The sequence below is a fragment of the Mesoterricola silvestris genome, assembly GCF_030295405.1.
Classification (GTDB): domain Bacteria; phylum Acidobacteriota; class Holophagae; order Holophagales; family Holophagaceae; genus Mesoterricola; species Mesoterricola silvestris.
The window spans coordinates 89,781-108,854 of the sequence record NZ_AP027080.1 but is presented as its reverse complement, the minus strand read 5'-3'; the positions used below and the strand labels follow the sequence as shown (position 1 = coordinate 108,854).

The following is a 19,074-nucleotide window of genomic DNA, read 5'->3' as shown; positions in this document are numbered from 1 at the left end:
GGAGCCCGAACCGCGCCATGATGGAGGGGTATCGCTGGAGCCTATCGTGGACCATCCCCTCACCGAAATCCGCCACCTGAAGCAGCACATCGGCCAGACCGTGGCCCTTCGCGGGTGGGTGCGCAACGCCCGCACCAGCAAGACGCGCTTCATCGACCTGCGGGACGGCTCGGGCTTCGTGCAGTGCGTGGTGGGCGCCGCCGAGGCCGACCCGGAGAGCTACGAGCTGGCCGGAAGGCTCACCCAGGAGGCCGCCATCCTCCTGGAGGGCAAGGTCCAGCAGCACCCCCGCACCGGCGAGCCCGAGATCCTGGCCACCAAGGTCACCCTCGTGGGCGACAGCGTGGACTACCCCATCACCCCCAAGGAGCACGGCACCGCCTTCCTCATGGAGAACCGCCACCTCTGGCTGCGCAGCAAGCGCCAGTGGGCCATCCTCCGCGTGCGCCACACCATCGCCAAGGCCATCCGCGACTTCTTCGACGGCGACGGCTTCACCCTCCTGGACGCCCCCATCCTCACCCCCAGCGCCTGCGAGGGCACGTCCAACCTCTTCGGCACCCAGTACTTCGACGAGGGGATGGCCTTCCTGAGCCAGTCCGGGCAGCTCTACCAGGAGCCCGGCCTCGCCGCCTTCGGAAAGACCTACTGCTTCGGCCCCACCTTCCGGGCCGAGAAGAGCAAGACCCGCCGCCACCTCACCGAGTTCTGGATGGTCGAGCCTGAGATGGCCTTCGCCCACCTGGAGGACGTGATGGTCCTGGGCGAGCGCCTGACGAAGTTCATCATCCAGCGGGTCCTGGAGGGCCGCCGCGAGGAGCTGGCCATCCTGGAGCGGGACCTGGCCCCCCTGGAGACCACCCTGAACGCCACCTTCGACCGCATGACCTACACCGAGGCCGTCACCCGGCTCAAGGAGCTGGGCAGCGACATCAACTGGGGCGAGGACTTCGGCAACGACGACGAGACCATCCTCATGAACGCCACCGACCGCCCCCTGTGGGTGCACCGCTTCCCCAAGTCCTTCAAGGCCTTCTACATGGAACCCGACCCCCAGGACCCCAAGCTGGCCCTGGGCGCCGACCTCCTGGCCCCCGAAGGCTACGGCGAGGTCATCGGCGGCGGCGAGCGCGCCTCCAGCCTCCAGTACCTCCTGGACCAGATCGCCCACGAGGGCCTCGAGCGCGCCGACTACGAGTGGTACCTCGACGTCCGCAAGTACGGCAGCGTCCCCCACGCCGGCTTCGGCCTGGGCCTGGAACGCGCCGTGGCATGGATCTGCAAACTCCCCCACGTCCGCGAAACCGCCCCGTACCCCCGGATGATGGGCACCATCCGGCCGTAGAAGAGCGGCCTTTCGGACATTCCGCCTTCCCCGGCATGCCCCGCCGGGGGCTGAGGGCTTTTGCGGCGCGGTCCCTCCGGCACGTGCCGGCCCATGCGGTCCCGCCCCCGCGCTCCGTCCCAACGGTAGCGCCTGCGCAGCAGCGAGCTGCTGCTGGCGCTTGCCGTGATCCATGGACGACAGGTGGTGGAACACCCGCCTTGGCCCTGCGAAGCCACCCTCCCAAATCAACGTCGGCGCCACCCGGCGGCCTTCCGCATCACTCGCAGCGCCCCAGGGTGGCCTGGCCCAGCTTTCCGACCCACCCCGCCTGTTGTTCCTAACCACCCGCCGCCTACCTTGGTGGCATGTTCATCCCCTTCATCCTTTTCATCTGATTTCATCCCCGTTCCCGCAGGGCCAAAGCTGGGATGGGTCGGCGCAAGCAGATCAACTGCGCGCCGCCCCATCTCATCGCTGGCCCTGCGGGAACGGGGATGAGATGGGATGAACAGGATGAAGGGGATCAGCCGTCGATCTCATACCCTTTCCGGCTGAGGTGCCAGACCGTTGTCTACATGGAACGACTATCAGCTGGCTTCGGTAGTGATAGCCAAGGTGGAGAGCCCCTAGCCCCGGCCCCCTCCTACCTCCGCTCCCCCTTGAACCGGGATTCGGTGAGGAAGCGCTCGATTTGGCGGCGGTGGCGGAGGACGTGGACGATGGCGTGCTCGATGAGTTGTTCCATGTCGTAGATGCGGCCGGAGCGGGCGGTGATGCGGGCGCCTTTCACCACCTCCTCCGGGAGGTCCCAGCGGCCCTCGAAGGTCTCCGCCGTGGTGGAGGCCAGGGTCTGCAGTTCGTGGAGGGCGTCCAGGGGGGTGGCCACCGTATAGTCGGGCAGGGCGAAGGGCAGGCCCAGGGCTCCCCGCAGGCGCTCCGTGTAGCCGTAGCCCGAGCGCACCACGTGGTTCACCACGGTGCGGATGGAACGGCAGTCCTCGTCCGTGGTTTCCCGGTCCCGCACCACGTCGTAGTTCACCTGGGTGAGGGGGGCCACCACCTGCACCAGGTCCCGCACGGCCCGGTCCAGTTCATCCATCATGGCGCCCAGGGGGCCTGGCCTTCGCAGGGTCGGTTTCACGGGTGGCTCCTAGAGTTGCATCACGACGCCCGGCAGCACCTGGAGGGCGGCCCTCAGGGGCGCCTCCGCCCCGTCATGGGGCAGGGTCACCCAGAAGGTGAAGCTGGTGTAGGCGCCCTTGCGGTTGGTGGCGTGGGCCTGGTCGGCCTCCGGCTGGGGGCCCAGGTGCTCCCGGATGAGGGTGGCCATGGCCCCGGGATCCATTTCGGCGCCGCGGCCGATGACCTTCAGGGGGACCCTCTGGGGAAAGGCCTGGGCGGGGCGGGGGCAGGTGTCCATCCCGGGATTATAGCTTCACTTGGCGGGCGCCTTGCCTTCCTCGAAAAAGCCCACCAGCATGAGATCGAGCTCCACCTTCTTCTCGAGGCTGATCTTGGCGGCGATGCTGTCGGCCCCCACGCCGAAGGCCAACCGGTCCAGGGGCAGGGTGGCCCGGAAGGACCAGGTCTTCTTGCCGGCCCCGTTGATCCCCTCCCTGACCTGGAACGGGATATCCAGCGCCTGGCTTTTGCCGTGCATCTCCAGGGTCCCGTGGACCGTCACCTTGTCCCCCTCCCGGCTCACCCGGCTGGACGTGAAGATGATGGCGGGGTACTTGGCCGCGTCGAAGAAATCCCCGGAACGGAGGTGATCGTCCCGCTTGGGGTTGGCGGTGTCCACGGAGGCCGTTTCGATTTCCAGGCGGATCCGGGCGTCCCGGGGATCCTCGGGCGTGCCGGTGGCCTCCAGCTTGTACCGGTCGAAGCGCCCGGGCACATCGAACAGGAGGGTCTGGGCCTTGAACCCGATGACCGTGTGGGTGGTGTCCGTGCGGAACACCCCCGGGCCGGCGGCCAGGGCACTGGAGGCGAGGACAAGGGCGAGCAGGATGCGGGATGGCATGGTCGACTCCCGGAGGGGGGACCCTTCCCGGATGGGAATGAGCCCCTGTTGACACCCCTTGGGTGCAGGCGGCCCAGGGAGCGTTACCGGAAATGGATGGGAACCTCAATTTCCCAAGGAACGGATCTTGGAAACAAGGCAGAATACATACAAAACTTCCTATTGACCCCAGGAAACCTGCCCCATGAACTGGATCGCCTGGATCGCCAGCAAGCACATCCTCCTCGTGCACCTGCCCATCGCGGCGGCGCTCATGATCCCGCTGCCCATCATCGCGGCCCAGCGTGGGGGCCGGGGAATCCGGCCGTGGTGGACCACCTGCCGGTACCTCGCCTGGATCGGCACCGCGGGATCGCTGCTGGCGGTGGCCAGCGGCTTCTACCTCGCCCGCTCCCACGGCAACCTGGCCAGCGGGGCCTACTGGGGCCCGGCCACCGCCGGCCTGCCCTACCTGTTCCGGGTGCACGAGATCGGCGGGGTGGCCTCCGTGGTCCTGGGCGTCCTGTGCCTCAAGTCCCTCTACCGCCGCCGCCAGGAGCACCAGGGCATCGGATTCCCGGCCCTGCTCGCGGGCCTGGCCTGGTGCTTCGTCTCCTACCTCTCCTCCTATTCCGGCGCGGTCATGGCGGGCCAGAGCCCGGCTCCCCGGTTCCTGGTGGCCCCTCCGAAGCTGGCCGAGGCCAGGCCCGCCCCCGCCGCCCCGGCCCCGCCGCCGGTCGTGGTGGAGGCCCCCGGCGACCCGGAGGCCCAGGCCCCCCTCCGCGCCCTGAACTACCTGGCCCTGCGCCCCCTCCACGCCGAGCCCGTGAAATCCGGACCCCACGGCAACCGCTGGATCCGGGTGTGGGTGAACGCGCAGGCCGAACAGGCCTACCGGGAGGGCCAGCCCCTTCCCCCGGGCTCCTTCGTGGTCATGGGCACCCTGGAGGACCGCTGGGGCCGCCCCGGATTCGAACAGGGCCCCCTCTACGCCCTGGAAATGGACAAGGACGCCCGGCCCCGCCTCACCTTCTACTGGCCCCAGGTGCCCGAGGCCCGCAGGGCCGAGACCCAGGGCGCCGCCAGCGCGTACTGGCGCGGGGAGGACCCTCGCCTGGCCTCCTGCCTGGCCTGCCACGCCGGCGGCGCGGCCCCGAAGAAGGACCGCAGCGTCTGGGTGGTGCCCCGCAAGCCCAAGGCCGAGACCCCCTGATCAGCGCGTCTCGCCGGCCCTGAACTCCACCCAGGGCTGGGTGGGGCGGCTGGGCATGATGCCCGTGAGCCATTCGAACTGCGGGTGCTCCGCCAGGAACTTCGGCGCGTCGAAGGGCCGGCCGCAGGCGGTGCCGAAGCGCGCGGTGAAGGCCATCCTCCGGGCCATGGCCGCGTCCAGGACCTTCCCGTCGGTGGTGCCGGAGGGATCGAAGGGGGTGTCCCCCGGGGATTCCGTCTCCAGCTCGAAATGCCCGCAAAGCGTGCGCCCCCCGGGGTGCTCTTCGCGGCGGGCGACGTCCCAGTGGTCCGCCTCGAAGGCCTTGCCCCGTTCCACGTCGATCCTCCCGCGGTACTCGGCCATGAGCTGGCGCCACCGCAGGCGCCGGGCCACCTTGGAGGTGTTGATGTCGGTCTCCCGCGTCGTGGTCTCGAAGCGGAGGATCTTCGGGTCCTCGGCGATGTTGGAGCCGGTGAAGAAGCCGTCCTTCTTGCGTTCGAAGCCCACGTGGCGAAGCCCCAGCTCCAGGCGCGCGATCTCCCTGCGGTTGATGTCGCCCAGCAGCCACGCGTTGGCGTAGCCGCCGTTGTTGCCCGTCTTCATCACGGCGCACCAGGCGTCGATGCCGTCGGCGTACTGGGTGGCGCGGCGCATGCGGGCGAATTCCGGCACGCCCCCGGCCTCGTAGGGCTGGAAGTCGCCGATGGTGGTCTCCGTGCCCACGAGCCCGGCGTCGGTCACGAAGAAGTCCGTGCCGCTGTGGATCCAGCCCGGCACGCCCTGCATGAGGATGCGGTGGCCCTTGTCGGGCACGATGTCGAGCACCACGTTGGCCTGGGGATCCTGGAACCCGCTCATGTTGTTGTGCCCCATCACCAGTTCCCCGCCCGCGGTGTACGAACCGATGGCGATGAAGGCGCTGCAGGATTCCTTCACGCGGGGCGCCGGCTTGTCGTCGCGGATGCGCGCCAGCTCCTGGGGCCACCAGTAGCCCGACAGCTCCGTGGATCCGTTGTACACGGCCAGTTCGTCCCGGGAGGTGACGACCCCCGCGGCCTCGAGCCCCTCGGCCATGCCGGCCAGCTCCTCCAGGTTCTCCGCGTCGATGCCCGGCACGAAGAACACCCGGGCCTTGGCCACCAGGCTCTCCCAGGTGGTGGCGGTCTGCCGCTCCCACCCCCTGCGGATGGACACGAGCCCGCCCTGGATCTCCCGCGCCAGCAGGTACCCGTGCTGGAAGCCCCGGGCCCGGGGCCCGCCCTCCACGTGCAGGTAGATCCATCCGGCCCGCTCGAAGCGGCTCCCCTTGGCGCACAGCGCCTTCTGGGCGTCGGTGAGCGGCGCCGCCAGGAGCGGGACGCAGGCGAAAGCGATGAGCATGCGCATTGTCATTCCTCCCCCACGAGCACTTCCCGGGGCTTGCCGGCGCCCCGGTCCCCGCCGATGATGCCCTCGTCCTCCATGCGGTCGATGATGCGGGCCGCGCGGCCGTAGCCGATGTTCAGCTTGCGCTGGAGCAGGCTGGTGGAGGCCTTGCGCTCGCGCTTGACCACCGCCACGGCGCGTTCGTAGATGTCGTCCCCGGCGGGGGCGGCATCCTCGCCGCCGCCCAGGGCCAGGTCGTCCTCGGTCTCCATGGCGCAGAGCAGGGCCCGGTTGTAGTCGGGGCGCCCGCGCTCCTTGAGCCATTCCACCAGGCGCAGCGTCTCCTCCTCGGTGAGCAGGGGCGCGTGGATGCGCTTGGGGCGGGCGTTCCCGGGGGCCAGGAACAGGGCGTCGCCCTTGCCCAGGAGCTGCTCGCCGCCGCCGGAATCCAGGATGGTGCGGCTGTCGATCTTGGTGTTCACGCGATAGCTGAGGCGGCTGGGGAGGTTGGCCTTGATGACGCCCGTGACGATGTCCACCGAGGGGCGCTGGGTGGCCAGGATGAGGTGGATGCCCACGGCCCGGGCCTTCTGGGCGATGCGGGCGATGCTCTCCTCCACCTCGGCGCGGCAGACCATCATGAGATCCGCCAGTTCGTCGATGACCACCACCACGTACGGCAGGTGCTCCAGGACCGGTGGCCTCTCGGGCCAGCGCGGATTGGGGGTGCGGTCGCTGATGTCGATCTGGCCGCCGGCCTCCACCACCTTGGCGTTGAAGCCCTCCAGGTTGCGCACCGAGAGCAGGGCCAGGCGCTTGTAGCGGTCCTCCATCTGGGAGACCACCCACTTCAGCACGCGGCCGGCCTCCTTCATGTCCGTGACCACGGGGGCCCACAGGTGGGGGATGTCCTCGTAGATGCCCAGCTCCACCATCTTGGGATCCACGAGGATGAGCTTGACCTCGCCGGGCATGGCCCGGAGCAGGAGGGAGCAGATCATGGCGTTGACGCCCACGCTCTTGCCGCTGCCGGTGGAGCCGCCGATGAGCAGGTGGGGCATCTTGGCCAGGTCGGCCACCACGGGGTGGCCCGCCATGTCCTTGCCCAGGGCCAGGGTGAGCAGGCTCCGCGCGTCCTTCTGGGAGGGATCCCGGAAGGCGGGGCTGTCCACCACCTCCCGGAAGCTGATGACCTCCCGGTGGCGGTTGGGCACCTCGATGCCCACCAGGTTGCGGCCCGGGATGCGGTCGATGCGCACCTTCTCGGCCTGGAGCCCCAGGGCCAGGTCCTCCTCCATGGAAAGCACCTTGGCCACGGGCACGCCGGGATCCGGCTGGAACTCGTAGACGGTGACCACCGGGCCCGGCTGGAGGCCGGTGACCGTGCCCTTGACCTTGAACTCCGTGAATTTCGACTGCACCAGGGCCCGGGTCGCCTCCAACTGGGCCAGGTCCTGCCGGTGCTCGGCCTGGGGCGGGTCGAAAAGGCGCCGGGGCGGGAGCTCCTGGCGGTCCACGATGCCGGGCCCCGGTTCCTCCGCGGGGGCCTCCGCCCTGGGCTTGGCCTTGGGCTTGGGAGGGGGCGCCGGCAGGGCCGGCAGGGGCTGCACGGGGGTGGGTTCGGTGAGGCCTAGGGGCTGCTGCTCCACCACGCGGCCGTAGGCGTCCTTTTCCACCTTGGCGGCCACCAGGGGCGCCTTGGGCGGGGGCGGGGGCGGCAGGTTGCGCAGGAGCACCGGCGGCGGCAGCGGTTCGGCGGGGGTGTCGTAGGGCAGGGAGACGAGGATCGCGGGATCCTCCGGGATGTCCTCGGGGCCCACGTCCAGGTGCAGGGAGTGGATGACGGGGAAGTCCAGCTCCCCGCCGCGGTTGTTCTTGCGGTAGGTGGCGGAGGCCGCCTCGGCCCGGGCCAGGGCGTCGATGCCCTCCTGCTCCTGCCTGCGGCGTTCCGATTCCCGCGCCATGTCCAGGGCGTCCTGGGCGTCCAGGTCCGGCACGTCCCGCTGGGCCGACACCCTCAGGAAGGGCCGCTTGAGCATGGAGATGAAGGTGCGCGCGCCCCGCGCGGGCAGCGGCTTGAACCAGGGCAGGGCGCTCTTCCCCAGCCAGCCCGCGACGACGTTGCCCGCGCTGCGGGTCAGGGCTGGGGCCAGCAGCACCAGGGCCAGGGCGACGAGGAGCGCCAGCACCAGCGGCAGCCCCACGGGCCCCAGGAGCCTGCGGCAGGGGGGCCACAGGGTCTGGCCCAGCCAGCCCCCCCAGCGCAGCGCGATGACCTGCGAGGCCTCGCCGTGCCAGAGCCGGGGCCCCAGCCCCCCCAGCAGCGTCCACACCGAAAGGGCCAGGGCCAGCCACGCGATGCGCCGCGGCCACAGGGTCGCGCCCGAAGGAAAGCATTCCCAAAGGATGTACAGGGGCACCAGCCAGGCCCCCGCCCCCACCAGGGTCTGCAGCGTTCCCGCGAGGAGGGCCCCGAAGGTGCCGCACAGGTTGTTGATGGGCATGCCCACGCCGCCCTGGGAAAAGGGATGGGGATCCAGGGGGTGGTAGCTCAGCAGCGACAGCCCCATCACCAGGGCGAAGGCCCCTGCCAGCACTCTGAGCAGGATCCTGCCCATTCCTTTCACGCGTCCTCCGGTTATGGATATTGAGTCTAGCGCAGGAGCGCCACGCGCCGGGCCGGTTCCCACCTGGGTTTGCCGAGGCCCTTCACGTATTCCCCGATGGGGACGAAGTGCCAACCGTCCGCCAGGGCGCGGTCCAGGAAGGGCCCCAGCACCTGGCCGGGGCGATCCCCGCTGGGCCGGCCCGAGCCCAGGTGCATGAGCACGATGAGCCCGTCCCCGTCCTGCTTTTCCATGCGCGCCCGGAGCTTGTCCAGGATGGCGTTGCCGGTGCGGTAGAGCCGGCGCTCCTTCACGGTGGCCCAGTCCAGGGTGTCGGCCCCCTCGCTCCAGCCCACGTGGCGATAGCCCAATTCCTCGGCCCATTTGCGGATCTCGGCCGTGTGCTCACCGTAGGGGGCGCGCCACAGGGGGTCCATGGGCCGGCCCAGGAGCCGGAAGAGGGCCCGGTCCGCCTCCAGCAGCTCCTGCTGCACCCGTTCCCGGGTCCACCGGGGATCCCGCCGCATGCCCGGGGCCATGTGCGGGTGGGTGAGGGTGTGGTTGCCGATCTCGTGGCCGTCCCGGTCGATGCGCCGCACCAGGTCGGGGTACTTCCGGATGAAGTCGCCCGTGAGGAAGATCGTGGTGCGGATGCCGCGGGCCCGGAGGGCGTCCAGCACGTCCAGGGCCACCTCGGACGTGGAGCCCCCGTCGAAGGTCATGCAGATGCGCCGTTCCCCCTTGGGTCCCCGCAGGACATTGGCGCCTTCGCCCGCGCCGGGCCAGTCCCGGGGGGCGGCTTCGGGAAGGCTCACGGGGGGCGGCACCACCGGCTTGGCGGAGGGGGAGGGGGTGGACGGCACGTTGGACGTGGACCGGGCCACCACCACCGGGGCGGGGCGGGGCGGCACCTTGGGATTCGGCGGAGCCTCCAGGCGGGGCTGGGGGGGCGCCGGCGGGGCGGGAGGGGCGGCGGCAGGCCGGGGCACCGCCGCGGGGGCCGGGGGCGCCTGCTGGGAGGGCATGGGGCGCGCGGGCATGGTGCCGGCGGGCCGCACCGGGGTCGGCCGCACCTGGGGAGGCGCCACGGGCGATACCTGCGGACGGGCCGGAGGCGGGATCGGGAACCGCGGGGCGGCGGCCGCGTAGGCGGACGCAGGCGGCGCCAGGGGGACCGGGGACGGACGGGCTGGCGCCTGTCCCCGGGAAGGCCGGGCGGCAACCGCTCCCGGCGGGGCCCCGGGGGGCTGGATGGGGGCGGGGGCCGGCCGGGGAGGTTCCTGCCGGGCCATGGAACGGGCTGGTGCCGCCCCCGCCTCGGGGGACGGGGCCACCGGAGCAACGGAGGGGCGTCCCGGGGCCGGGGGCGGGCCCGGACGCGGGGGGGCCGCCTCGGGCAGGGGCACCGGCGCCGCAGCCAGGGTCCGGGGGGGCGGAGCCTTGTCGAACTCGAATTTCATCAGAAGCTTGCCACCCGCCCTCAGCTCGGCCACCTCCCCCGGGGGCGGCCGGAGCAGCTCCCACCGCACCGGGCCGAAGGCCAGGGCGCGGGTCTCGTTCAGGGTGGTGCCCTTCAGGGTCACTTCCACGGGATCCGCCACCTCGCCGGTGATCACCACCAGGCCGCCCACGAAGTGCCAGCTCCAGGGATCCAGCGCCAGGGCCGCGGAGGGCGCCGGAGGCGGGGGCGGGGGCGGGGATTCCCGGCGGCATTGCACCAGGGCCAGCCCCGCCAGGACCGGCGCCATGCGCAGGGCGCCGGAGACCGGCCCCCGCCTCACCGGGCGTCCCGGGAACAGGAGGCCCAGTAGTTGGCCTTTTCGCGCACCTTCACCCGGGCCACCTCCAGGCCCCCGGCCTCCAGGCAGCGGAAGAGGTCCTGGGCCAGGAGCTCCGCCGTGGGGTTGCGCCCGGCCAGGGTCTCCTGCTGGTTCAGCAGCGAGTAGTCCATGCGGGCCACCCAGGCGTCCAGGGCCGGCCCCGGGTCGTCGCCCCGGGCGCAGGTCACTTCCGCCTCCCAGTTGTGGCCGTGGCGGGCCTCGACGAAACCGGGGAGGTCGTGGAAGTGGTCGGCCACGAAGGGCCGGCGGATGGAAAGGAGGAAGGTCCCCATGCCCCATTCTATCCACCTTCGCGCCCCGGAAAATCCCGGCAATGGCGGGTCCCGGCCGCCACTGGCATCATGGGGGGTGGGCCCGCCGGCCCCTTGGAGGATGGATGCGCAGGCTGCCAGCGTTCCTGACCGCACTTCTGCTGATGGCGTGCGCCGTGGTCCAGGCCCAGTCCCCCAAGGGCTTCGACCCCGAGCGGGATGTCCAGGTGGCCCTGCGCAAGGGGGCCGTGGTGGTCACCGTGCCCCAGGGCGCCCACCTCAAGGCCGCCTTCATGTCCGTGGCCCTCAAGGAGGGCGCCAAGGGCACCCTCAAGGCCGGCCCCATGCCTCCCACCCGGGACAAGGACGAGCTGGGCGACGGCATCTGGCACGACCGGGTCGTCATCCCCGTGGCCGGGGAGGGCCTGAAGGGCGACGTGGAACTGGTGGTGGAGTACCAGCCCTGCACCGAGGGCCAGGGGGGCGTTTGCTTTCCCCCCACCGACAGGGTGCTCAAGGTCAAGGCCTCCGAAATCCCGGCCCTGACGGCCCCGGCTCCCGCCCAGGCCCCGGCTCCCGCCCAGGCCCCGGCACCCGCCCAGGCCCCGGCACCCGCCCAGGCCCCGGCACCCGCCCAGGCCGCGGCCCCCGCGCCGGCGGCCGCGGCCGAGCCGGCCTTCCAGGCGGCCGCCAGGCCCGGGGCCCCGCAGACGCCCGCCGCCCCGGACAACCTCCCGCTTGTCTTCCTGGGCGTTTTCGCGGCGGGCCTCCTGGCTTCCCTCACCCCCTGCGTCTTCCCCATGATCCCCATCACCATGGCCGTCATCGGCGCCAAGGGGGGCGGCAAGGCCAAGGGTTTCGCCCTTTCCCTGGCCCTGGTCCTGGGCATGGCCGTGACCTACACGACCCTGGGCGTGGTGGCGGCCCGCACCGGCGCGGCCTTCGGGGCCTTCGCCCAGCGTCCGTCCTTCCTCATCCCCGTGGCGGTCATCTTCAGCCTGTTCGCCCTGAGCCTCTTCGGCGCCTTCGAGATCCGCCTCCCGGACGCCCTGCAGCAGAAACTCCAGGGCGGGGGCTCCCGCAAGGGCTTCCTGGGCGCGTTCATGGTCGGCCTTGTGCTGGGCCCCCTTTCGGCGCCCTGCGTGGGCCCCGTCATCGGCACGGTCCTCCTGGCCATCGCCCTCAAGGGCGACGTGCTGCTGGGCGCCGCGCAACTGTTCACCTTCTCCCTGGGCATGGGCGTCCTCTTCGTGATCACCGGCACCTTCACCGCCGCCCTGCCCCGGTCCGGGGACTGGCTGGAGAAGCTCAAGCAGTTCATGGGCCTCTTGGTGCTGGGTTTCGCCGTGTGGGTGGTGCGCCTGATCCTTCCGGAATGGGCCAACTACGCGGGCTGGTGCCTCGTTCTCCTCCTCGCGGGCACCGTGCTGGGCGCCTTCGAGCCCGCCCCCACCCTGGGTGCCGGCCTGCGCAAGAGCCTGGGCATCCTGGCCCTGACCCTGGGCGTGCTCCTGGGGGTGCGCGCCGCGGTGGTGGGCCTCCACCTGGGCTTCCTCCCCGCCGCCGCCGAGGCGCCCCGGGCGGACCGGACCTGGCTGGAGCAGGACCTGGAAGGGGCCCAGGCCAAGGCCAAGGCCGCCGGCAAGGTGGTCCTGGTGGACATCTACGCGGACTGGTGCGCCCAGTGCAAGGAACTGGACGAGAACACCTGGCCGGACCCCGCCGTCGCCGCCTGGATCAAGGACAACGCCGTGGCCATCCGCATCGACACCGACCGGGTCCGCAAGGACCTGGCCCCGAAGCTCGGCATCCGCAGCTATCCCACGGTCATCCTCCTGGACGGGGAGGGCCGGGAACTGCGCCGGTCCATGGGGTTCCAGAAGCCCGCGGAAATGCTGAAATTCCTCAAAGGCTGACCCGCGGAGCCCTTCGTTCCACCGGGAACCTGGACGGGTTTGCGGCCATCCATGCCTGCGGGCAGGACCACCCCCTGTGGAAACGATCAAACGAGAGGGATTTTCATGCGCGCACACCCCGTGTTCCTGGCGCCGCTTCTGGCGCTCGGGGGCCTTTCGTCCCGGGCGGAAACGATCCACGTGACCGTCGAGAACCGGCATGCCAGCGCCTGGTGGATGATCCAGCAGGCACCCGGTCCCCAGGGGCCGGCCGCACCCGAATCGAAGGAGCCGGCCCCTTCGCCCCTGTGGCAGTCCCTCCCGCCCGGCGCCATCACCCGGGTCCGGCTCGAGGGCCGGGAGGGTAGCGACCATCTCCTGCTCACCCTGAAATCGAAAGCGGAGGACGGCGCGGCGCCTTCGAGGCGCCGCGTTCGCCTGCCTTTGCCGCCCCCGGGGGGGCCCGCCGGGGGGGATCCCCCGCGGGTGGTGATCGGGCCGGACGGGGGGGTGAACCTCCTCCACGCCGGCGCCGGGGTCCCCCCTCCGCCCCCCGCCCCGGCGGAGCTTTCCCCCGGTCCCGGAAGGCCGGGAACCTTCTTCTGCCGGTTCTGCCCCCATGTGCTCGGGACCCCCTCCGGGATTCGAAGGCACGAACGGATGAAACACGGGACCGCCACCCCCGCCGGAACGGGCGGTGCCCCGGTGCCCGTGGCGCCGGCCAGGCCCCTGGCCCCCCGGCCCATCTCCCTCCCGGTGGGCCGGGTGATCCCCGCTCCCCCTCCCTCCGCCGGCTGGGTGGCGGTTCAGGACCCGGCCCCCCCGGTGGCGTCCAGCGGTTCGATCGGCTCGACGCTCGACTGGGCGTCCGTGGCGGACCTGGTGCGCTCCCGGACCTCACCGGCGTCCGGCTCCTCCGCTTCCCGGAAAAGGGGCCGGGAACCCGAAGCGGACCTGGGCTTCACGCTGCCTCCGGCCGCCCGGGGGGTCCTCGCCTCCAGCCCCGAGCTGCGGGAAGCCTACCTCGCGGACCTGGCCGGAACGGCCATGTTCCTGGGCGTGGTGGCCGGGGAGATCCTGGGGGACCACCTGGGGGTCCAGGCCCCCATCCTGATCCAGCAGGAGCCCCTCCTGGGCGAACTGCCCTTCCTCGCGGAAGCCGCCTCCCAGGTGGGGACGGGGACGTTGCCTCCGGCACCCGCCCGGGCGATCCGCTTCCACGGGGGCCACTATTCGGTGCTGATCCCGACCCCCCGGGACGCCGCGCCGGAATTCACCACGGCCTCGGGCCGGACCTTCGTGGAAACCGGCGAGGCGCTCCCCGGGGACCCGGAAATCCGGCGGGTCCCGGCGGACGGCAACTGCCTGGCCACCTCGGTCTTCTTCCTGGCTCACGGCCGCTTCCCCACGGGAGCGGAAATGCGGGACCTGCGCCAGCTGGTGGTCGCCCGCTTGCGCGAGACCCCCGGCAAGGTGGACGAACTGGTGAGGGATGGCATGGCCGTCATCCTCCACGGGGCGCCCCCGGTCTTCGCCGGCTGCTTCGCCTCCTGGGGCCCCCGGTTCACCCGCGCCCTGCTGCTGCGCCCCGAATTCGCGTCCACCTACCTGGAGGTGGCGTCGGCCCCGCCCGGCCCGCCGGAAACGGCCAGCCCGCTATAGGGTGAGGCTGGCCACCTGGGCGAGGGCCTCCTCCGTTCGGCTGAGGTACCAGGTGAGGGCCCTGCCATCCACCAGGATCACCTCGGCCCCGGGCAGGCGCCGGGCCAGCTCGTCCCGGTGGCGCCGGGTGAAGCGGTAGGGTTCGCTGGGCAGCAGCACCACCTCCGGCGACAACGCCTCCAGGTCGGCGTCCGCCAGCACGGGGTACCGCTCCGGCCCCACGGGAAGGAGCCCCGCCTGCCGGACCACGTCGGCCACGTAGGTGCCGGGCCCCGCGCTCATCCAGGGATCCTTCCAGATGAGGGTGAGCGTCCGCCGCCCCTTCTTCCGCACGGGCCCCAGCAGGGCCCTCAGGGAGGCTTCCCGGGCCCTTCCCGCCCCGGGAGCGCCCACGGCGGCCCCCAGGCGGCGGAAGGCCCGGAGGCAGTCCTTCAGGGAGCGGATCTCAAGCACCAGGAGCGGCACGCCGGCCGCCTCCAGGGCCCGGGCGGTTTCCAGGGTGTTCTCGTCCCGCTCCAGGATCACCAGGTCCGGACGCTGGGACAGGATGCGGGCCACGTCGGGGTTCTTGGTGCCACCCATGGAGGGCACCGTGTTGCGGATCCACCGGGGCTCCACGCAGAAGTCGGTCCGCCCCGCCAGGCGCGAGGCGAGGCCCCACTGGGCCAGCAGTTCGGTCACGCTGGGCACCAGGGAGATGATGCGCAGGGGGCCGGGCCCGGGGGCCGCCGGACCCGCGTCCCCCACCGCCTTGCCCGTGGAGGCGGCGGTCCCCAGGGTGCGCCCCGTGTGCGGATCGGCCATGCGGCCCATGCCCGTGGGGCAAAGCTCCCGCACCACGCAGCCGGCGCAGTCCGGCTTCCGGGCGTCGCACACCCGCCGGCCGTGGAGGATGAGCTGGTGATGCAGATCGATCCAGTCCTCCCGGGGAAACCGGCGGCACAGATCGGCTTCCACCTTTTCGGGGGTGGTGCCCTCCGAGAGCCCCAGGCGGCGGGCCACCCGGAAGATGTGGGTGTCCACCGGCAGGGCGGGGATCCCGAAGGCGTTGGAAAGCACCACGTTGGCGGTCTTCTGGCCCACCCCGGGCAGGGCGGAGAGGGCCTCCAGGGTGTCCGGGACCACCCCCCCGTGGCGCTCCACCAGGGCCAGGGCCATGGCCTTGAGGTTGCGGGCCTTGTTGTGGAAGAACCCCGTGGAGCGGATGAGGCCCTCCAGCTCCCCCAGATCCGCCCCGGCCAGGGCCGCGGGGCCGGGGTAGCGCCGGAAGAGGGCCGGGGTGGTCAGGTTCACCCGGGCGTCCGTGCACTGGGCGCTGAGCACCGTGGCCACCACCAATTGGAAGGGATCCAGGTGGTCCAGGGCGCAGCGGGCATCGGGGTAGGCCGCCTTCAGCCGTTCCGACAGGGGGGTGGGGGAGGGGGCCTTCCTTGCCATGCCCTCAGCTTAACCCGGTAGAATCAGGGCGAGGTGGCGAATGACCTTCCAGCCCACAGGCAGGCTTGATTGCGTGGAAACGGCCCAGCACTACCGGGACCGGGTGAAATCCAATGTCCAGAAGCTCGGGTCCTCCCCGGGACTGGGCGTGATCCTGGGCAGCAACGATCCGGGCAGCGTCCTCTACCGGGACCTCCTGGTCCGGGACTGCGAGGAACTGGGGATCCGGCCCTCCATCCACGAGGTGAGCAGCGGCATCCAGGTGGTCAAGCTCATCGCCCACCTCAACCAGGACGCCGCCACCGACGGCACGTTCATCTTCTACCCCCTGCGCTACCCGGAACTGAGGGACGACGAGATCATGGACCTGGTGGCCCCGGGCAAGGACATCGAGGGTCTCCACTCCATCAACATCGGCTACCTGAACAAGTTCCGGAAGCGCATGTCCGAAGGCATCGACCGGGTGTGCATGGTGCCCTGCACGGGGCGCGCCGTCATCAAGGTCATCAAGCGCGGCTTCGGCGGCGACTACTTCGACGGCAAGACCGTGCTCTGCATCAACGACAGCCTGCGCATCGGACGCCCCATCACCGCCATGGTGGCCAACCTGAAGGGCACCCCCATCCTTTGCCACCACCACACCAACCCGGAGCACCTCGAGGGCTTCATCCGCATGGCCGACGTCATCGTGAGCGCGGTGCCCGCGGACGGGTACTGCATCCCCACGGACTGGATCAAGCCCCAGGCCCTCTGCGTGGACCTCAGCCACCAGGGCAATTTCGACTACGACGCCCTGGACGCCAGGGGAATCCAGTACACCAACACCAAGCGCAACAGCGTGGGCAAGGTCACCCGCGCCATGGCCCTGCTCAACCTAACCTACGCCGCGGGCGTCTAGGGCCTTTCCGGAAAAGGCCAAATTGAAGGAAGGATGGGGCCGGCCTGTCCGCGGCTTACGGGGATAACGAGCGAAAAACTGAAACGCTGGGGCGCAGAGGACTCGCTGGGGCGCTGGGAAATGCATTCCCTGCATTCCTGCTTTTCCCAGCGCCCCAGCGAGCCCTCTGCGCCTCAGCGTTTGGCAGTTTCCCTGGTATTTCGCGGCATCGGGTCCAGTGGGAGCCGACCCCGCCATCCAATGGATAAGCCTCGTTGTGTCGCCGCTCAAGGGACCCATGACGGCCTGGACACCCCGAACCCGCCTTAGTTCCTCCCCGCCGGATCCGCCAGCGCCGCCGCCCTGGACGCGCGCCACACCTCCAGCAGCTGGTCCAGGAGGGCTCCGAATTCCTCCAGCCGGATCGCGTTGGGGCCGTCGCTGAGGGCCTTGGCGGGGTCCTCGTGCACCTCGAAGAAGAAGCCGTCCACGGCGGTGGCCGCGGCCCGGGCCAGGGAGGGGATCATCTCCCGGGCGCCGCCGGTGGTCTTGCCCAGGGCGCCGGGCTTCTGCACGCTGTGGGTGGCGTCGAAGACCACGGGGCAGCCGGTGCGGCGCAGGTGGGGAAAGCCCTGGAAGTCCACCACGAGGTTTCCGTAGCCGAAGCTGGAGCCCCGCTCCGTGGCCCACACGGGGCCGTGGCCCGCCACGCCCCGCACCTTCTCCACGGCGTGGGAGAGGTCCCAGGGCGCCAGGAACTGGCCCTTCTTGATGTTCACGGCGCGCCCCGTGGCCCCGGCGGCCAGGAGGAGATCCGTCTGGCGGCAGAGGAAGGCCGGGATCTGGAGCACGTCCACAGCGGCGGCCACCGTGGGGCACTGGGCGGATTCGTGCACGTCCGTGAGCACCGGCACGCCGTGGCGGGTGCGGATCTCCGAGAGGATGTCCAGGCCCTCCTCCATCGACGTGCCCCGGTAGCTGTCCAGGGAGGTGCGGTTGGCCTTGTCGAAGCTGGCCTTGAACAGGAAGGGGATGCCCCGGCTCTCGGCCAGGTCCCGGAGCTGCGAGGCCAGGAAGTGGGCATGGTCCCGGGACTCGATGACGCAGGGCCCCGCGATGAGGAAGAAGCTGCGGTCGGTGTGGGGATGGCTGAAGTCCATGGTCGCCTCGATCCTGCTGGCGGGGGCCCTGCGGAGCCTCCGGATATGAGAACCTATTGTCTCAGGAGCGGGGCCATGTCCAAGAGTTTGATCACGGATGATCTGAATCGCCGTCTGGTTGCCGCCCTCCAGAAGGAGGGGCGCATCAGCCACGCCGAACTGGCCGAACGCCTCGGGGTGAGCCGGCCCACGGTCATCGACCGCATCAAGCGCCTGGAGGCCGAGGGGATCATCGCCGGCTACAGCGCCAACGTCACGCCGGAAGCCGTGAACAAGCCCTGCGTGGCCTTCGTGGCGGTGCGCTTCCATTCCGGCGGCGACGAGGGCGCCGAGGACCGCTTCCTCCAGGCCCTGGAGGCCGAGCCCGACGTGCTCGCGGCCTACAGCACCGCGGGCGCCGACTGGCTCCTGCTCAAGGTCGTGGCCGAGACCCCCCTGGACCTCCACGGGCGGCTGCGGCGCATCAAGACCCTGGGCCCCCAGGTGACCACGCGCACCACCATGGTCCTCAAGACCTACTTCGAGAAGATCGGCCCCTCCCCCTTCACGGCGGACGCCCTGTGAAGGCCTGGATCGCCTACGCCATCTGCGCCGTGGTGTGGGGCTCCACCTACTTCGCCATCGCCCTGGGGATCACGGCCTTCACGCCTTTCGGCATGGTGGCCACCCGCTACCTGCTGGGCGGCGCCGTGGCCTTCGGCCTCTCCCGGATGCTGGGGGAGGACCTGCCCCTGCGCCGGGACCTGCCCCACCTGGCCTTCGTGGGGGTGCTCCTCCTGGGCTGCTCCAACGCCCTGGTGACCTGGGCGGAGCGGTTCGTGCCCAGCGGCGTCACCGCCATCCTCTGCTCCATGACGCCCCTGCTCTACGGCCTCATGGGCCGGGAGGCCCTGGGCCTGCGCCGCTGGTGCGGCCTGGGCCTGGGCCTCCTGGGCGTCGTGGTGCTGTCCCGGCCGGGCCAGGCCGCCTTCCCCGCCGGGGGCATCGCCGCCATCCTCATGGCCACCACGGCCTGGGCCTACGGCACCCTGCACGGCAAGCGCCATGTGCGGGGCCACGGGCTCCTGGGCCAGGTGGCGGTGCAGATGGGCGCAGGCGGGCTCCTGGCGCTGGTCCTGGTCCCCTTCACCGGGGGCTTCCTCCACGCGCCCCTCACCGCCAAGGCCGCCCTGGCGGTGGGCTACCTCACGGTCTTCGGCTCGGTGGTGGCCTTCAGCGCCTTCGCCTACCTGGCCAAGGTGTGGCCCCCCACCCGCATGAGCACCTACGCCTACCTGAACCCCCTGGTGGCGGTTCTCCTGGGTTCGGCCTTCCTCCTGGAGCCCTTCGGCCCGCGGGTCGTGGCGGGCATGGCGGTCATCCTCGCCGGCGTCGCGCTGGTGCAGTTCCAGCCCCGGACCGCCCCCACGGAAATCGCGTGAAATGGGAGTAGGATAGC

General features: G+C 71.2%; 16 protein-coding genes. 7 read left to right on the top strand and 9 right to left on the bottom strand.

Features of this window, described 5'->3' with window-relative positions; genetic code table 11:
• Positions 1 to 46: 46 nt before the first annotated feature.
• Positions 47 to 1,345, top strand: a complete 1,299-nt coding sequence (asnS, locus tag R2J76_RS00455) for an asparagine--tRNA ligase (RefSeq protein ID WP_316413811.1) — start codon at positions 47 to 49, stop codon at positions 1,343 to 1,345.
• Positions 1,346 to 1,970: 625 nt separating this feature from the next.
• Here the strand turns inward: asnS and R2J76_RS00450 are convergent.
• Genes R2J76_RS00450 through R2J76_RS00440 form a run of 3 tightly spaced genes read right to left on the bottom strand, consistent with a single transcriptional unit; the run spans position 1,971 to position 3,350 of the window.
• Positions 1,971 to 2,468 carry a DinB family protein gene (locus R2J76_RS00450; protein WP_316413810.1) on the bottom strand — a complete coding sequence of 166 codons (498 nt, stop codon included), beginning with the start codon at positions 2,466 to 2,468 and terminating at the stop codon, positions 1,971 to 1,973.
• Positions 2,469 to 2,477: 9 nt separating this feature from the next.
• On the bottom strand, positions 2,478 to 2,747 hold the full coding sequence (locus R2J76_RS00445; RefSeq protein WP_316413809.1) for a DUF493 family protein: 270 nt from the start codon (positions 2,745 to 2,747) through the stop codon (positions 2,478 to 2,480).
• Between the two features lie 15 nt (positions 2,748 to 2,762).
• Positions 2,763 to 3,350 carry a YceI family protein gene (locus R2J76_RS00440; protein WP_316413808.1) on the bottom strand — a complete coding sequence of 196 codons (588 nt, stop codon included), beginning with the start codon at positions 3,348 to 3,350 and terminating at the stop codon, positions 2,763 to 2,765.
• 184 nt (positions 3,351 to 3,534) lie between these two features.
• Here R2J76_RS00440 and R2J76_RS00435 point away from each other — a divergent pair, with 184 nt between their 5' ends.
• Complete coding sequence (locus tag R2J76_RS00435; protein ID WP_316413807.1) at positions 3,535 to 4,542, top strand: hypothetical protein; 1,008 nt, start codon at positions 3,535 to 3,537, stop codon at positions 4,540 to 4,542.
• Here the strand turns inward: R2J76_RS00435 and R2J76_RS00430 are convergent, their stop codons facing one another.
• From R2J76_RS00430 to R2J76_RS00415, 4 genes are read right to left on the bottom strand one after another with little or no spacing between them, the layout of a single operon-like run.
• Positions 4,543 to 5,922 (bottom strand): C45 family peptidase, encoded by a 1,380-nt coding sequence (locus tag R2J76_RS00430; protein WP_316413806.1) that lies wholly within the window; start codon positions 5,920 to 5,922, stop codon positions 4,543 to 4,545.
• An 8-nt stretch (positions 5,923 to 5,930) separates the two neighbouring features.
• Complete coding sequence (locus R2J76_RS00425) at positions 5,931 to 8,525, bottom strand: DNA translocase FtsK (protein ID WP_316413805.1); 2,595 nt, start codon at positions 8,523 to 8,525, stop codon at positions 5,931 to 5,933.
• A gap of 35 nt (positions 8,526 to 8,560) precedes the next feature.
• On the bottom strand, positions 8,561 to 10,294 hold the full coding sequence (locus R2J76_RS00420; protein WP_316413804.1) for a polysaccharide deacetylase family protein: 1,734 nt from the start codon (positions 10,292 to 10,294) through the stop codon (positions 8,561 to 8,563).
• On the bottom strand, positions 10,291 to 10,626 hold the full coding sequence (locus R2J76_RS00415) for a 6-pyruvoyl trahydropterin synthase family protein (protein ID WP_316413803.1): 336 nt from the start codon (positions 10,624 to 10,626) through the stop codon (positions 10,291 to 10,293). Before R2J76_RS00415 ends, R2J76_RS00420 begins: the two co-directional genes overlap by 4 nt.
• 104 nt (positions 10,627 to 10,730) lie before the next feature.
• On the opposite strand from R2J76_RS00415, the gene R2J76_RS00410 reads away from it, so the two are divergent.
• Complete coding sequence (locus tag R2J76_RS00410; RefSeq protein WP_316413802.1) at positions 10,731 to 12,521, top strand: protein-disulfide reductase DsbD family protein; 1,791 nt, start codon at positions 10,731 to 10,733, stop codon at positions 12,519 to 12,521.
• Positions 12,522 to 12,626: 105 nt separating this feature from the next.
• Entirely contained in the window at positions 12,627 to 14,162 is a 1,536-nt protein-coding gene (locus R2J76_RS00405; RefSeq protein WP_316413801.1) for an OTU domain-containing protein, read from the top strand.
• Here the strand turns inward: R2J76_RS00405 and nth are convergent.
• Positions 14,157 to 15,599 (bottom strand): endonuclease III, encoded by a 1,443-nt coding sequence (gene nth, locus R2J76_RS00400; protein ID WP_316413800.1) that lies wholly within the window; start codon positions 15,597 to 15,599, stop codon positions 14,157 to 14,159. The genes R2J76_RS00405 and nth overlap by 6 nt on opposite strands.
• Before the next feature lie 40 nt (positions 15,600 to 15,639).
• Between nth and R2J76_RS00395 the strand changes: the two genes are divergently transcribed.
• Positions 15,640 to 16,497: a bifunctional 5,10-methylenetetrahydrofolate dehydrogenase/5,10-methenyltetrahydrofolate cyclohydrolase gene (locus tag R2J76_RS00395; RefSeq protein WP_316413799.1), complete on the top strand. Its 858-nt coding sequence runs from the start codon at positions 15,640 to 15,642 to the stop codon at positions 16,495 to 16,497.
• Positions 16,498 to 16,802: 305 nt separating this feature from the next.
• Here R2J76_RS00395 and kdsA read toward each other — a convergent pair whose 3' ends face one another.
• Positions 16,803 to 17,636, bottom strand: coding sequence for a 3-deoxy-8-phosphooctulonate synthase (kdsA, locus tag R2J76_RS00390; protein WP_316413798.1), 834 nt, complete (start codon positions 17,634 to 17,636; stop codon positions 16,803 to 16,805).
• A 75-nt stretch (positions 17,637 to 17,711) separates the two neighbouring features.
• Between kdsA and R2J76_RS00385 the strand changes: the two genes are divergently transcribed.
• Together R2J76_RS00385 and R2J76_RS00380 are read left to right on the top strand one after the other, a co-directional pair.
• A complete protein-coding gene (locus R2J76_RS00385) occupies positions 17,712 to 18,200 on the top strand; it encodes an Lrp/AsnC family transcriptional regulator (protein ID WP_316413797.1) in 489 nt (162 codons plus the stop codon).
• Positions 18,197 to 19,057: an EamA family transporter gene (locus R2J76_RS00380; protein ID WP_316413796.1), complete on the top strand. Its 861-nt coding sequence runs from the start codon at positions 18,197 to 18,199 to the stop codon at positions 19,055 to 19,057. The genes R2J76_RS00385 and R2J76_RS00380 overlap by 4 nt, the downstream gene beginning before the upstream one ends.
• Positions 19,058 to 19,074 lie beyond the last annotated feature (17 nt).